Origin of the sequence: Ruegeria sp. THAF57, from assembly GCF_903914075.1 — a bacterium.
Taxonomy (GTDB): Bacteria; Pseudomonadota; Alphaproteobacteria; order Rhodobacterales; family Rhodobacteraceae; genus Ruegeria.
Map to the genome: position 1 here is coordinate 1 of NZ_CAIWNQ010000007.1, position 14,354 is coordinate 14,354.

Consider the following 14,354-nt stretch of genomic DNA (forward strand, 5'->3'; position numbering starts at 1 on the left):
GGGATGGAGCAGCCCGGTAGCTCGTCAGGCTCATAACCTGAAGGTCGTAGGTTCAAATCCTACTCCCGCAACCAGCGATATTTGCGAAACCGCCTCAGCCATGTCGGCTTGGGCGGTTTTTGCTTTTTCGTCAATTGCTAAGGCCAAGATACCGGCAAGATCTCCATGCAGATCCATGTCATATCCGTCTTCAGTAGGTGTCAGCACCACCTTGTCGATTAGAGCGCGTAGCGCCTCACCAGCTTCGCTGCGCACATCGGCTTCATTGAGAGCGTTGGCAAGATCGCGGACTTTGGAGTGGTAGACGTCTGACATGTTGGGATGCAGCGTCGGTTGGGGCGCTGGCACCGCGTTCAAGTCATTTTCCAATTGGGTTTTCCTCGCTTCCAACTCAGCCATTTTGTCTTTGACGGTCGACGCCGGCGCTCCGTCGATCAGTGCTTGAACCAGACGAGCCAGAGCGTGATTGGTCTTTGCGAGTTCGGCTTCTTTGGATGCGCGAGACGATTGGGACCTGGTTCTCAACCGGTTGGTCTCTGCGACAAACTCCTCGCAAAAAGCATTGAACAGTTCCGGGTTCATCAATTGGTGAGAAAGCGCAGAGAGAACCCTGTCTTCAACCTTGGTTCGTGCAATGGACTTGCGATTATCGCACGTACCTTTGCTGCGCGCGCTAGAGCAGCCGATGTGGGTTTGTGAAATCACAGACATGCCGCCACCACAGACACCGCAAGTAAGAAGACCTGATAGTAGGTATTTTGCCCGTCGGGCGCGGCCCAGTGCGTGTCCCCGGTTGGTCCGCTTAGGGAGAGCTGTTCGTTTTTGGCGTGACTTTGCAGCGTCTCAAAGTTCCTGTGGAATGATGCGCAATTCCGGTGTCAGCACTGAAATCCAGTCTTCAGGCGGGTTGAGTCGTGAAACCCGGAGCCCGGTTTTAGGATCCTTAAGGTACCGAAGCCTGTACCAAACCAGGCGGCCAACATAGAGCTCATTATTTAAGATGCCGGTCCCGCGGCTTATGTTGCCGTGAATGGTGGAAGCGCCCCACGCCTTTCCTCTTGGACCAGGAACACCGTCTTCATTGAGAGCCTGGGCAATTTTGCGTGGTGAAATGCCCGCCACATAGTCTTCAAAGATGCGGATGATTATGATTGCTTGGTCTGGATTGATTTTGCGTTCACCGGTTGCTTGTGACCCGTCGGCCTCCAGGCGTCGCACGACATCATACCCGTAGCTGTTCCCGCCTCCTGATCGCCCAGCTTCAACGCGACCACGCAGACCGCGACGTGTTTTGTCTGCGAGATCCTTTAAGAACAGAGCGCTCATCGTGCCCTTCAGCCCGATGTGCAACTCAGATATCGATCCTTCAGAAAGGGTGACAATCCGAACTCCTGCGAATGCCAGGCGCTTGTAAACGCCTGCGATGTCTTCCTGGTCCCGGGAAATGCGGTCTAGGGATTCCGCTAGTACAACTTCGAACTTGCCAGCTGACGCGTCTTGAAGAAGGGATTGAATGCCTGGGCGGATCAGGCTTGCGCCTGAAATCGATCGGTCACTGTAGCTATCCACAATGGTCCAACCTTCGCTCCCCGCGCGTTCGTGGCAAAGGCGGAGTTGATCTTCGATCGATGCGTCGCGCTGATTGTCGGAGCTGTAGCGGGCGTAGAGAGCAACGTGTGGTGTTTGTTCAATCATCTGCGACTCCGTCGTTTGTAGGCATTGGCGTTGGCAACACCGAACCCCATAGCGTCAAAATATTTTTTTGCAGCATCGTTCTGACGTGCCTGATTGTAGTGCCTCTCAGAGCTTCGAAGAGTGCTATGGCCCAAAATTGATTTTGTGACACCAACGTCCTCACCGCTGTGGGTTGCCACATAAGTCGCCGCGCAGTCACGAAAAAAATGCGGTCCAATGCGAACCGCAAATTTCTCTCTTGTGCGTTTGGCGATGACTTCGCCAAGTTCCTTGTAAGGCATCACCTGAACGCTGCGACCCACCCAAAGCTCTGAACACGCCGTTTTTCGCTCTTGTGCCGTTGTTTTTTGGCTCTGATAGGTCAGCAAAATGGAGCGTCCGACGTTCAAGTAGAATTCGAGGTCAGCCCGCAGGATTTCGGGGAACGGGCCTTCCCAGTGCTGCTTGGTTTTAGAAAGCTCCGGCGGGATGTGAATGCGCCATGCGTCCCCGACTTGTTTGATGTGCTGACCGATTTGAAGTGAGCCAAATGCTCGGATGCGAAGCGGGCGAAGAGCAAGGAAGCTGATCGCAAAACCATCTCGGACCAAGAGTGCACCGTGAATGGGACGAGTCTCAATCAGCGCGAGTCCCTCATTTTGTAGGTCACGCCCCAAGTTCAAAAGGTCGCAAACGGCAACAATCTTCGAGCTTTTGTTTCGAGAAGGCACAGCCTTCCAGCGCAAATTGCGCTCCATAGTGCACAGAACGGACCTGTCTACATTCGGCCAGGCAACCCGGCAGTAGCTGAGCAGGTCTTTAAAATACGTATGTACCGATACCGGACTGACTCGCACCCTTAGAAAATCCAAATAGGCAAGTAGGGTTGCTTCGCCAATGTTTGAAGGCACAACTGGCACATTTACATGCCTTTCAACAAGAAGCCATTTAAGGAACCTGCCTACAGTCAATTCTACCTTCTCCTGGGTAAAAGCACTCCAGGAAGCAGCCGGGCCACTTCCATCAAGTACGTTGCCTGGTGTCTTGGCGGCCACCCAGGCCTGCTTATCCTCGGGTGACCATTCGCAAAAGGGTAGGGTACTGTAGCTGATCTTGAGGGGCGCTATCATGATCTGCGCCTCCCATCACGTGATCCCGAGGCACCACCAAAAACGATCTCATCGTACAGGCTTACGGCTGCCTCAGTCTCCATACCCGCATAGAACTGGATGGTAGTTTGAATCCACTTATGCCCAAGAAGAACTCGCACCGTCTCGTAATCGCCAGGTCTCTTCTGCAGGTACAAAAAACCGCAAATGTGGCGAAACTGATGGGCAGTAAGCCTGATGCCCAGCTCACGCTCGCATGTCACGGAAATCATCTCTCCGAGGCCTTGCTTGGCTCTTGGTCCACCCTGCTTGCCAGGGAACAATACGTCGCACCCAGGGGCTGCAATCTGACGCCAAATCCGATCCAAGTAGCGATCGATCATTGACGCCACGCGGTCAGGTAACGGGTAGTCCAGTATCTTATGGTTTTTGACACGCAGGTTTTGGTTAAAAACCTTCTTTGGAAGGTTCTTAAAGCGCTGGATCAACTCAGGGTATTTGAGTTGGGCCAAGGTCTCGCGATTACGCGATGTCATCTCAGTTTGCTCGTAATGCACACGACGGCATAGTTCGCTAAAGGCTTTCATTGCAGTCTCATCGAGCTTGACCCAATGGCGTGCCCCGCTGCGCAAGTCGGTCGCGTAGATTTGGGTTTGCCGGTTTGGCTTGCCCTCTGTCCTCTCCAGATACCAGCCCAGAACAGTTTTGGCGTTGTCGTACTCCACAAGCACCGCCAAAGAGACGACCCGCTCAATTGGCAAGCCCTTGAGGACGAGAATCGATGCCGCACGCTTGAGGTTCTCAACCCGCTTCTGGGCTGACACTAAGCGTTGGGGCGGAAGGGTGCGAATTTGCAAGACATCGTCCGCGATTAGGAATTTATAGAAGTCCTGGAGGTCCTTCCGAAAGCTCTCGGGAAAGTCTTCGTGCGGGATTTGAAACCCTCTCGCCCGGTTCAGACCGGACAATTGCACCTTTGGCCAAGCCGGGACCTTGGTCGCGTACTCGTTCCATCTTTTTATTAGCATCTGAAACTTCGCGTCCGCCTTCGAGAGAAGACTGTGGTTGGCCACGCGATGATAGTATTGGTCTATGGTTTCCTGAGTCACCAATGAAGGTGGCACCCCGGTCTTGCTGCACCACCTCATGAAGCGGATTAGAACGCGACGATCGGGTTGTCTCAAGATCATTTCGTTTAAGATTGCCCATTCCGCGGTCAGAGGCGCCTTTAGGCGCAAAGGTTCGAGTTCGACACCGCTCACAATGAGCGCGAGACCAAACGCCGAACGGATGTTGCTAAACCGCTTTGGGCTCATACCAAACCGTCCGGGCTGGCCCTGTTCCAACGCAATTCGAAACGCTGCGATATTGATAGAGACCCCGCTTGGCGGCATGGCGAGCATCTTCGAGACCGCTTTGACAGCTGAGTCCATCGCGGACCTCTGACTTTTGGTCAGATGGTCATTGTTTTTAAGTTGCTTGAGCACACATTCTAGTGTGACTGGCTCGAACAGTTCATGTCTCATGTTGTCTCCTGAAGACAGATGTTGAAAATTGGGAAAACACTCGCTGAAGAAAATGACGTATTCTTACTGGAGGGTTTCCACGCGCAGAGATTGACCCACTGAAAACAAACAAGAAATCGGCGCTGCCGGTATGGTGGCGTGCGACGATCGGTTTTGTGCGTGCGCACAAAACTATCGAGGTCGTAGGGCGTAACCCTTACGACGCGTCCAACCTTCACCGAGCTTAGTTTGCCGAGCTCGATCCAACGAAAAACGGTGCGATGAGCTACACCAAAGTAGTTAGCAACGTCAGCAACACTGAGCATGCCTGCCAGGCCCTCTGGGTTCGGGTTATTGGTCACCGGCTTCATCCTCCAATTTGCCTTTTGACGGGTCAGAGAGACTTTCTTGCTCGTGATCGAGCCATTGCCTGGCCGCAGAACGAGCAATGACGCGCACGACATCGTGGAGTCGATGAACGAACTCCAGATCTTCTGACGATGTCTTATGCTGTGTTTTGTCTCTCATAGTCCGGTGTCTACGAGAGGGTCGTGCGGAGGGCAGGGGCAGAACGCAGGAAAAATATTTGGTCTGTTTTGCCCCTAGTCGGAACTTTGTCTTCGTTGTTTTACGTATCTCTTGATGGCGCTTTCCTTTAACTCGGAAAACTCGGAGGTCGCTTTTGATGACCCAAGTTTTGCAAATTGCGAAAACGTTTCCGTACAAAGGTCCACAAATGGACCGTCCTCACGAATGGGTGGAGGTTTGTCAAAAACTTCCTCGTAAAGATCAAAGAGCTTTCTCAATAGGTGATTTCGGGCCTTGTCGGCACCTCGACCCTTGGGCCTATGAGTATCTTCCAAATCTCTGCTCAATGTGGAAGCAACAACCTTGAGAATCTCAGACAAGGAGTGGATTGGCGATTTTACGTAGCGCAAGTGTTGTGGATCCAGGTTGCTGGCAACATCACGGTATTCCAATAACTCGCGCTCAATGTTTGGGAATTCACCTGAACGCTCGTCAGTGCTGCTTAGCGCGACTTCTGAAAAAATTTGTTTGCTTGCTTCTGAGGTCGTCAACGCTCCAAGCAGGAAGCTTGTATCCGAAGAGATGAACAGTTCATCTACAATCCAATCACAATCCTTTGCATGTTCTGCAGCGACGTTCAGAGCCTTCGATAACTCCTCCAGGTTTTTACGAGACTCATGTCGAACACTGCGATCCCGACTGTTGAAAGACCCTTGACAGCCAGCCTCTTTAAGCTCCTTCTTGAGCTCATACAGAACTTCCGCTTCCTCGAAGATGTTTTTTAAGCCCGTCTTGAAGAAGTATGCTTTTTCGTCATCAAGCCCCAGACGAACACAAAGACATTCGATATTTAGTTCTGAAATCGCGCTTTGAACAAAGTCACTAGAATGACAACCCTTTGAAGTTTCTGACGGCATCTCAGTTCCCTTTATCGGCTACTATAGCATCAGCACAGACTGTGCCGAACTAAGAAACGAGGCGCTTATTTTGAGCCATCAATATTCACTGCGGGACCTTTACCCAAAATCTCGAAAGGTCGGATTATTCTCTCAACGACCGCGAGATACATAGCGAGTGGGGTATCAACAAACTCGGAAAGACAAAGCCGGATCTAAATTGACACCCAAAGGCTCACACTGGACACCTCCAGTTACAGAGAGGTTAATGCCGGCGAGAGTCCATTTATTTACGTTGAGCTTCAAATTGCGAATTGCCGCTTCATGGCACAAATCAGACATCTTACAAAAACACTCAGATGACCGCACCGAGCCCAAAGCGGACCAAGTGCAGCGACAAAGCACTGGACGCGAGGGTTACATGACCACGTTGTCTTACGCCATAGACTTAATCGCACAAGTCTGAAGCTTCTATTGAATTCTGGGCCTTCGTGTAAACTGGCACTGCGTGGAAGAGAAATCAGGTAATTCGGTTTGCTTCAGTACAGGAAGGCTTCGATACGTTTTGAACCAAAAACTCAGCCCTACTATTTTCTTGCTTCGCCATGGTGAAACCGAATGGAATTTTCAAAAACGACGTCAAGGTCGGCAGAATTCGCCCTTGACCAAGCGAGGGGTCGCTCAGGCAGTGGCGAGTGCAAAAAGACTAAAGCACCGCCTATCCAGCCGTCACCCACTGAAGGTAATTTCAAGCCCACTTGGTCGAGCGGCACAGACGGCTTCCATAGTCGTCGAGGAACTTGGCCTACCCCCGGAAACCATCGAGTATGAATCCAGTTTGATGGAATGCAGTTTCGGTCAATGGGAGGGTTTGGCGGAAAACGAGATCAAAAGACGATTTCCCCAGGAATGGGAGGCGCGTTGCGCTGACCGCTGGAACTGTCCCGCACCGGGCGGAGAGTCTTATGTTGACGTACATAGCCGGGTTTCTGCGTGGTATTCCGGCAAGTCTTTTGAGGGGGCTGTCATAGTTGTTGGCCACGGCTTAACCCTGCGCGTCTTTCGAGGGATCTACTTAACCTTGTCCTCAGAAGAAGTTTTTGACATGAACGAACCTCAAGATGGTTTCATCGAGTTGCGATGCGGACATTCAACCTTCGTTGAGCACTGAGGTGTCGAAGTTCGTCACTTAATCCCATAATATCGGATTTCCGCTGGCTTCAAGCCTAGAAAAAAATTTCTGAATGAAAGGGTTAAGTCGATTTTTTTCAGCGCAAAGTGGCTATCGACCTAAGTCTGGCGTAACTGCGACGCATCGGTTCAAGGTAGCAACTCGCGAATTGATTTGTTCTTTCTAGGGTCGTTTTTTAGGTCTAAGAGCAAGTCTTCCAGCTCTGGCTGTTTGAGTGCTTTCGCAGCCCCTTTCGGCGAGAACCAATGCCTTTTTCTTTGGTGCCTTTCCTTCCACCGGCGCTTCACCTTATCGACGTAGAGAGGGTAGACCGTGGCTTTCACTTGGACACTGGTACCGTCGTTAAAAACCTTGGCGTACTCAAACTCACCGATCGGCTTGCGGGAAATTGTACCTTCTACACCAGCCTCCTCCAACGCTTCAATTTCCGCGGCGCGCCAGTCTTGCTCGCCGTCCATCGGCCAGCCCTTGGGCATGATCCAGCGCCCTGTGTCACGCGACGTGATAAGGAGCACCTTGAGGCGGCCGCCGAACAATTGCAGAGGCAGTGCTGCAACTTGTTCAGTACGCTGATCCACTATGGTTCTCGCCCTTCACAGCAGGTTAAAGTGATGATTTGACCGATCCTTTCCGATTGTGACTGGCAGAAACACAAAAAACGTCACGAATTAGCGACGAAGAATTCACTGGTTGCCGACATGCCATCCCATGCCTAAATCCGACAGATGCCTTTGAACCCGGCCGGGGTAGTCAGATACGATTGCATCCACGCGCAGATCGATCATCCTGTCTATTTCTTCGTTCTCATTGACCGTCCAAACGGCAACGCATAGGCCCAGATCTTTTGCGCGCGCCACATTTTCAGCCGTTACATCCGCGTAGTACGGGCACCAAAGCGAGCCGCCAGCTTGCTTGACCAAATTTGGAATTTCATCACGACGACCACGAAAGTCAGGGCAAACCGCTTTCGAGGAATCCTCCCCAACATCATCCGCGTTATTTGGAAGCTGTGTAAGGTAAGAAGACGGCATATCAGGAGCTTGTCTCTGACATTCCTCCAGAAGGTTCCAGTCAAAACTGTGCAGCACCGCGCGCGACGAAAGACCTTTGGCGCGAACTTCCTGTAGAACTCGCCCGACAAAGTTCTCCCTATGAAGCGGATCATGGGCCAAGTCAGGATCCGACTTCAGTTCGAGCATCAGATAGGCATCGCCATATTTTGGTTCACTTACCAAATCTAGCAAGTCCATCAGCCTTGGGACACGGACGCCATCCAATTGGGCCTGGTCTGGAAAGCGTTGGCCATAGGCAGAAAGCCCGTCTAACCGTCCAATATCGAATTGCTGTAACTGTTCGAAAGTCAGTGACGAAACCTTCGGTTCCTCCCCGGTCAGAAACAGGCCATCTGCGCCGCGAAAGCTGGGGGCGTGCAGACGATGATTATGGGTTATGACCGGCACGTCATCCGCCGTAAGGACAACATCAAACTCAAGAAGCGGGACACCGATAGACAGCGAGAAATCAAAACCAATCATGCTGTTTTCCGGCAAAACGCCTCTTGCCCCTCGATGGCCCACGACCCGGATCAGGTTTCCTCCACCACGGAAGGCTTCGACTTGAGGAAACGCCATTAGCCGTCCAGCCTTTCGCCGGTTGATTGGTCAAATAGATGCATGTGCTCTGGGACGACCGAGAACCGCATGTTCGGGTGCCGGCCTTCGATCGGGTGGACGCCCGGTAGGCTTATCGTGATCGCTCCGCCGCCTATCGCGAGTTGACCATGCAACAGAGTGTTGGCCCCTAACGGTTCCGCCATTTGAATCGTCGCTTCTAGCGGACCACTATCGTCCAACAACAGGTGCTCTGGGCGGATCCCCAACTTCAACGCGCTATCGGGACCCGCAGATGGGCCAACTTCTATTTCACTGATCTTGACTGTCCCGTTTTCACGCCGCGCATCAAATACATTCATCGCGGGGCTCCCAATGAACTGTGCCGCAAACAGTGTTCTCGGTGTTTCGTACACCTCTAGTGGAGTTCCAATCTGTTCGGCGATACCGCCGTTCATGACGATCATCCGGTCTGCCATCGTCATCGCTTCGACCTGATCGTGGGTTACGTAAAGCGAGGTGATGCCCAGCTTCTCTTGAAGCTCACGAATTTCCAGACGCATCTGTACACGCAGTTTAGCGTCTAGGTTCGACAGCGGTTCATCAAACAAGAATACTGCTGGTTCGCGGACAATAGCCCGACCCATCGCCACCCTCTGACGCTGGCCGCCGGAAAGTTGTCTTGGTTTGCGATCCAGTAAGGGTTCCAGTTGCAACAGCTTGGCAGCCTCGGTCACCTTCTCGTCGATCTTGCTCTTGGGTAGACCGGCGATCTTAAGGCCGTACCCCATATTCTGGCGCACAGACATATGTGGATAGAGTGCATAGTTCTGAAACACCATCGCGATGTCGCGATCCATCGGCTCTTTGTCGTTGGCTCGTTCCTCTCCAATTCGGATTTCGCCATCGGTCACGGTTTCGAGACCCGCAACCATCCGCAACAGAGTAGACTTGCCGCAGCCCGAAGGTCCGACGATCACGATGAACTCACCATCAGCAATATCGATGTCGATGCCGTGGATGACGTCCGTTGGGCCAAAGCTCTTTTTGACGTTCTCTAGGGTTACTGTTGCCATTTCTTACTTCTCGCTATCGACAAGGCCACGGACAAAGAGCTTTTGCATCGAGACCACCACTATGACCGGTGGGATCATTGCCAGAATTGATGTGGCCATGATGACTGGCCATTCGGCCACATCATCGCCGGACGGGAACATCTGTTTGATGCCCATCACAATGGTGTTCATTTCAGGATCGGTGGTGATGAGCAGCGGCCAAAGGTATTGGTTCCAGCCATAGATGAACAGGATCACAAACAGCGCCGCGATATTGGTCCTGCTCATTGGTACAACGATATCAATGAAGAACCGCATCGGGCGGGCGCCATCGACTCGAGCTGCTTCGGCTAGCTCATCTGGGATTGTAAGAAAGAACTGCCGGAACAAGAACGTCGCCGTAGCCGAAGCGATAAGTGGGAAGATCAACCCATAGTAGCTGTTAAGCATGCCGAACCCGGCGACAACTTCAAAAGTTGGAACAATGCGAACTTCGACCGGGAGCATAAGGGTCAGGAAGATCAGCCAAAAGAACGTCGTCCGCCCGGGAAACCGGAAATAGACAATCGCAAAGGCTGACAATAGTGAGATCACGATCTTGCCCACCGCAATACCAATGGCCATCACGAGGCTGTTGAACAACATTGTAGCGACCGGGACATTAACACCAGAAAACAGCGCGGCCTTGTAGTTTTCCCAGAACTGGTCACCCGGCACCAACGGCATAGGCGGTGACACGATTTCCGGCTGGGTAACGGTGGAGGCAACAAATGCCAGCCAGATCGGGAAAAAGATGATCAGCACTCCAAGGATCATCAATGCGTGGGTCAGCCAGATCCCCATCCCGCGTTTTTCGACCATTCCGTGTTGTTGGGCTGCCATCAGTAGTGCACCCTCTTTTCAACGTATTTGAACTGGATGACTGTCAGCAGGCCGACGACGATCAGCAGGATGACCGATTGCGCCGAAGACGAACCCAGATCCTGTCCCACGAACCCATCCGAGAAGACCTTGTAGACCAGAATGGTCGTTGCCTGTTGTGGTCCACCGCCGGTAATCGTGTGGATCACGCCGAAGGTTTCAAAGAAGGCGTAGACAACATTGACCACCAGCAGGAAGAACGCGGTTGGTGACAAGAGCGGCAGCACTATGGTGAAGAACCGCCGCCAGAAACGCGCGCCGTCGATCGCGGCGGCTTCAATCACAGACCTTGGAACTGACTGCAATGCCGCGAAGAAAAACAGGAAGTTATAGCTGATGCGCCCCCATGCCGAGGCGACAACAACCAGCCCCATGGCCTCGGTTCCGTTCAGGACGTGGTTCCAGTCATAGCCGAGTTGGCCGAGGTACCACGAGACGACGCCGACGCGTGTGTTGAACATGAACAGCCACAGCACGCCTGCAACAGCGGGGGCAACGGCGTAGGGCCAGATCAGCAGCGTCCGGTAAACGCCCGATCCCTTGACTAGACGATCAGCAATGACCGCCAGAAACAAGGCGGGGATCATTGAGCAAAGCGTTACGAGCGTTGAAAACACCGCCGTAGTCACAAAAGAGGCGCGGTAGAATTTATCACTCAGCAGGAACTCAAAATTGCCGAGCCCGACGAATTGGGACGACAACCCAAAGGGATCAGGTATGAACAGAGACTGCCAAACGGCCTGGCCTGCGGGATAAAAGAAGAATACGGCGGAAATGATGACCTGAGGAGCGATCAGCGCCAATGGCAACAGCCAGCCGCGAAAGGTGACGCGTTTTTCCATCCCGATAAACCACCGATTAAAGAAAATGCGGGCCTGAAACAGGCCCGCATCGAGTTAGGACTTATTGATTGGCGGATTCGAACCGGCGCAGCAGCGCGTCACCGCGCTCTTTCGCGCTATCCATCGCTTCCTGAGCGGTTTTTTCGCCGGACCAAACGGCCTCGAGCTCTTCGTCGATGATGCCGCGAATCTGATCAAACGACCCCAAACGCAGACCTTTCGAATTTGCAGTAGGCTCTTTCGCCGTCATTTGAATCACAGCGATATCAGTACCGGGGTTTTGCTCATAGAAACCGGCAGCTCGCGTAACATCGCCTGCGTCCGCCGTGATCGGCAGATATCCAGTATTCTGGTGCCACGAAGCCTGTACGCCCGACGAGGATAGGAAGCTGAGGAATTCACCCACGCCCTTGTATGCTTCAGGATCGTGGCCTTCCATCACCCAAAGCGAAGCGCCACCGATAATGGTGTTCTGCGGCTCGCTCACCAAGGCTTCCCAATAGGGCAGCGGACGCACATCGAATTCGAACTCGGCTTCGGAGCTGATGCCAGCGTAACCCGCCGAACTTTCGGTAAACAATGCGCATTCGCCAGCCCGGAAGTTTGCACCACCTTCATTTCTGCGCCCGGTATAGATGAACTTGCCATCCTTGGCCCAGTCACCCATTGCTGTCAGGTGTGCGACCTGCGCCGGACCGTTCAGCATCAGTTCAGTGTTCAGACCGGCAAATCCGTTGTCCTGCGATGCGAACGGAACGTCGTGATAGGCCGACAGGTTCTCGAGGTGGATCCAGCTTTGCCATGCTGTCACCAGCGGGCAGTCCTCGCCGCCAGCCTTAAGCTGCTCAAGTACGTCGCCGACCTTTTCCCAGGTCGATAGGTCTGTGTCCGGATCAACACCCGCCGCTTCGAAGGCATCGCGATTCACCCACAGAACCGGTGTGGACGAGTTGAAAGGCAGTGAGAGCATTTCTCCGTCCGTTGTAGTATAGTAACCTTTGACAGCGCCAATGTACGCGTCAGGATCGAACGATGCACCGCTTTCAGCCATCACTTCATAGACGGGTTTGATTGCACCTTCGGCCGACATCATCGTTGCAGTGCCCACTTCGAAAACCATTAGAATGTGGGGCTGCTCACCGGCGCGGAAAGCCGCAATTCCTGCGTTCAGAGTTTCTGAGTAATTGCCTTTGTGGCTTTCGACCACGACGAACTCATCCTGGCTGGCGTTGAACTCTTCGACCTGCGCTTTAACAAGCTCACCCAGTCGGCCGGTGAAGGCGTGCCAGAACTGAACTTCAGTTTGGGCCATCGCCGCCACGGGGGACAACGCAGTAGTTACGGCGAGAGCGCCGAGAAATTGCTTATTCATGTTTCCTCCCATGCATCAGTGTTGATGCTTCGTTGAATACCGACCGCAACGCGTAATCAGCACACATGACGATTTCCCGACGTTAACGTCACAATTTTATAATTCAAGCATTTAATTTTTGAGAAAAAAATAACATTACATTATAAACCTGCAAAGCAAACAACGAACCAGGTTCAAAACATGAGTCAAACTTTGAGGATCCGCCAATTGGAAGCGCTCATGGCAGTTTCTACAAATGGGTCGGTCACTGCTGCAGCTACGGATCTGGGGATAAGCCAGCCTGCGGTCAGCCGATTGCTTTCTGATCTGGAAAAATCGCTTGGCTTTCAACTTTTTGATCGCCGTGAAGGTCGCTTAGTGCCTTCGCAGGAGGTGCGTTATCTGCAACCCAGCGTAGAGCGTGTTTTGGAGTTGATGAAGCAGATCTCGGACGTTAGCCAAGACATAACCCAACGCAAGGCGGGACACATCCGCATCGCATGTTTGCCCGGGTTCGCCACCAGTCACCTTCCCAACGTCATAGCCAAGTTTTTAGAACATCGGCCAGGTGTAACAATGACGATCGAACCAGACAGACCGGAACGCATTCTGGAGTGGATGATCGGTGAGCAATATGATTTCGGAATCACAGATAGTTTTAACGGGCATCCGGCCGTCGAAAGCAGAGACATCGATGTCCGCACAGTTTGCGTGTTTCCTACCGGACATGAATTGGAAGAACTCTGCGAGGTGTCACCTACGGATCTTGCGAATGCCAAAATTATTCACACAAGGCGCGACAGCGACTTTTTTGGGAAACTTTCGAAAGCGTTTCAAAGCGCCAACGTCAAACTCAATTCCCACATCGAAGTCAGGCAGTTCACGGCGGCTTGTGAATTAGCTGTAAAGGGTGTTGGGATTTCCGTGGTCAGCGAGTTGGACGCCGTCCAATACGCAGACAACGGATTGAGCTACCGACCGTTCAAACCGCTCTTGTCACATACGCTTTCCCTTGTGCGTCCAATTTTGAAGCAACCGTCATTGGTGACGCTAGAGTTCATCGAGCAGTTCCAAGAGAGCTTAGCCCCGTTCAAGGTAGGCAAACTCCATCACTGACTGTAGGGCGGCAAACGCCGATGTTCGCTACCAGTAAGCCGTACATTTTCGATCTTCATAGCTTGAAACCAATACTTGAGCATTTGGAATAGCCTCCGAGATCGATCTCGGATTAACAGTCAAAAACGGCGAAAAGCCGAGTGGTTCTTCAATTGAGCATGGATGATTTAGTTCCTAATCCTAAGGCACTTTAGCGCCCGTTTTGTCCGCATTGCAGTCATTGAAAGGAATTGAGCGAGTGGCTGCTCCGAGCCCAAAGCGGACGTTTTCGGCATGCTTTCCTTGCTAAGGCTTATGGCAGTCAAAGAAGGGTTGGCGCGGTTCCAAAAGAGACTTCAGCACACCATATTTGCCAATCCAGTCACGGGCTCATTATTTGGCCAGAAGGGCAAGTTAGAACCCGATTTGGAGAAAAAGAACTTCGAGGAATTCATTAATAAACATTTATATTTAGGTGGAATTTGAGATCAAATTGACGCAAGGTAAGCCTTTGTAATGCATCAACAAATCAAACTCTTTTTGATCGCAAAAACAACCACTTCAGAAATGTGCGGC

General features: G+C 52.3%; 14 protein-coding genes. 2 read left to right on the top strand and 12 right to left on the bottom strand.

Annotation, left to right across the window (positions count from 1 at the left end; genetic code table 11):
• Positions 1-30: 30 nt before the first annotated feature.
• From RUESEDTHA_RS21050 to RUESEDTHA_RS15605, 6 genes are all read right to left on the bottom strand, one after another.
• Entirely contained in the window at positions 31-780 is a 750-nt protein-coding gene (locus RUESEDTHA_RS21050; protein WP_370456807.1) for a zinc ribbon domain-containing protein, read from the bottom strand.
• Between the two features lie 63 nt (positions 781-843).
• Complete coding sequence (locus RUESEDTHA_RS21055; RefSeq protein WP_370456804.1) at positions 844-1,695, bottom strand: recombinase family protein; 852 nt, start codon at positions 1,693-1,695, stop codon at positions 844-846.
• Positions 1,692-2,804 (bottom strand): site-specific integrase, encoded by a 1,113-nt coding sequence (locus RUESEDTHA_RS15590; protein WP_180887678.1) that lies wholly within the window; start codon positions 2,802-2,804, stop codon positions 1,692-1,694. Before RUESEDTHA_RS15590 ends, RUESEDTHA_RS21055 begins: the two co-directional genes overlap by 4 nt.
• Positions 2,801-4,309, bottom strand: coding sequence for a tyrosine-type recombinase/integrase (locus RUESEDTHA_RS15595; protein ID WP_180887679.1), 1,509 nt, complete (start codon positions 4,307-4,309; stop codon positions 2,801-2,803). The genes RUESEDTHA_RS15590 and RUESEDTHA_RS15595 overlap by 4 nt, the downstream gene beginning before the upstream one ends.
• Complete coding sequence (locus tag RUESEDTHA_RS15600; RefSeq protein ID WP_180887680.1) at positions 4,306-4,650, bottom strand: helix-turn-helix domain-containing protein; 345 nt, start codon at positions 4,648-4,650, stop codon at positions 4,306-4,308. The genes RUESEDTHA_RS15595 and RUESEDTHA_RS15600 overlap by 4 nt, the downstream gene beginning before the upstream one ends.
• Positions 4,651-4,890: 240 nt before the next feature.
• The gene (locus tag RUESEDTHA_RS15605; RefSeq protein WP_180887681.1) at positions 4,891-5,733 is read right to left on the bottom strand and encodes a hypothetical protein; all 843 of its coding nucleotides are present in this window, start codon (positions 5,731-5,733) and stop codon (positions 4,891-4,893) included.
• 544 nt (positions 5,734-6,277) lie between these two features.
• On the opposite strand from RUESEDTHA_RS15605, the gene RUESEDTHA_RS15610 reads away from it, so the two are divergent.
• Positions 6,278-6,883 carry a histidine phosphatase family protein gene (locus RUESEDTHA_RS15610; protein ID WP_180887682.1) on the top strand — a complete coding sequence of 202 codons (606 nt, stop codon included), beginning with the start codon at positions 6,278-6,280 and terminating at the stop codon, positions 6,881-6,883.
• Positions 6,884-7,032: 149 nt separating this feature from the next.
• Here the strand turns inward: RUESEDTHA_RS15610 and RUESEDTHA_RS15615 are convergent, their stop codons facing one another.
• The 6 genes from RUESEDTHA_RS15615 to ugpB all read right to left on the bottom strand — a co-directional run bounded on the left by RUESEDTHA_RS15615 (position 7,033) and on the right by ugpB (position 12,704).
• Positions 7,033-7,482 (bottom strand): NUDIX hydrolase, encoded by a 450-nt coding sequence (locus tag RUESEDTHA_RS15615; protein WP_180887683.1) that lies wholly within the window; start codon positions 7,480-7,482, stop codon positions 7,033-7,035.
• 105 nt (positions 7,483-7,587) lie between these two features.
• Complete coding sequence (locus RUESEDTHA_RS15620; protein ID WP_170426881.1) at positions 7,588-8,535, bottom strand: glycerophosphodiester phosphodiesterase family protein; 948 nt, start codon at positions 8,533-8,535, stop codon at positions 7,588-7,590.
• Complete coding sequence (locus tag RUESEDTHA_RS15625) at positions 8,535-9,590, bottom strand: sn-glycerol-3-phosphate import ATP-binding protein UgpC (RefSeq protein WP_180887684.1); 1,056 nt, start codon at positions 9,588-9,590, stop codon at positions 8,535-8,537. The genes RUESEDTHA_RS15620 and RUESEDTHA_RS15625 overlap by 1 nt, the downstream gene beginning before the upstream one ends.
• A gap of 3 nt (positions 9,591-9,593) precedes the next feature.
• A complete protein-coding gene (gene ugpE, locus RUESEDTHA_RS15630; protein WP_170427154.1) occupies positions 9,594-10,430 on the bottom strand; it encodes a sn-glycerol-3-phosphate ABC transporter permease UgpE in 837 nt (278 codons plus the stop codon).
• 20 nt (positions 10,431-10,450) lie between these two features.
• Positions 10,451-11,332 (bottom strand): sn-glycerol-3-phosphate ABC transporter permease UgpA, encoded by an 882-nt coding sequence (gene ugpA / locus RUESEDTHA_RS15635; protein WP_170426879.1) that lies wholly within the window; start codon positions 11,330-11,332, stop codon positions 10,451-10,453.
• Between the two features lie 61 nt (positions 11,333-11,393).
• On the bottom strand, positions 11,394-12,704 hold the full coding sequence (ugpB, locus tag RUESEDTHA_RS15640) for a sn-glycerol-3-phosphate ABC transporter substrate-binding protein UgpB (protein WP_180887685.1): 1,311 nt from the start codon (positions 12,702-12,704) through the stop codon (positions 11,394-11,396).
• A 180-nt stretch (positions 12,705-12,884) separates the two neighbouring features.
• On the opposite strand from ugpB, the gene RUESEDTHA_RS15645 reads away from it, so the two are divergent.
• The gene (locus RUESEDTHA_RS15645) at positions 12,885-13,799 is read left to right on the top strand and encodes a LysR substrate-binding domain-containing protein (RefSeq protein WP_180887686.1); all 915 of its coding nucleotides are present in this window, start codon (positions 12,885-12,887) and stop codon (positions 13,797-13,799) included.
• Positions 13,800-14,354: the final 555 nt, after the last annotated feature.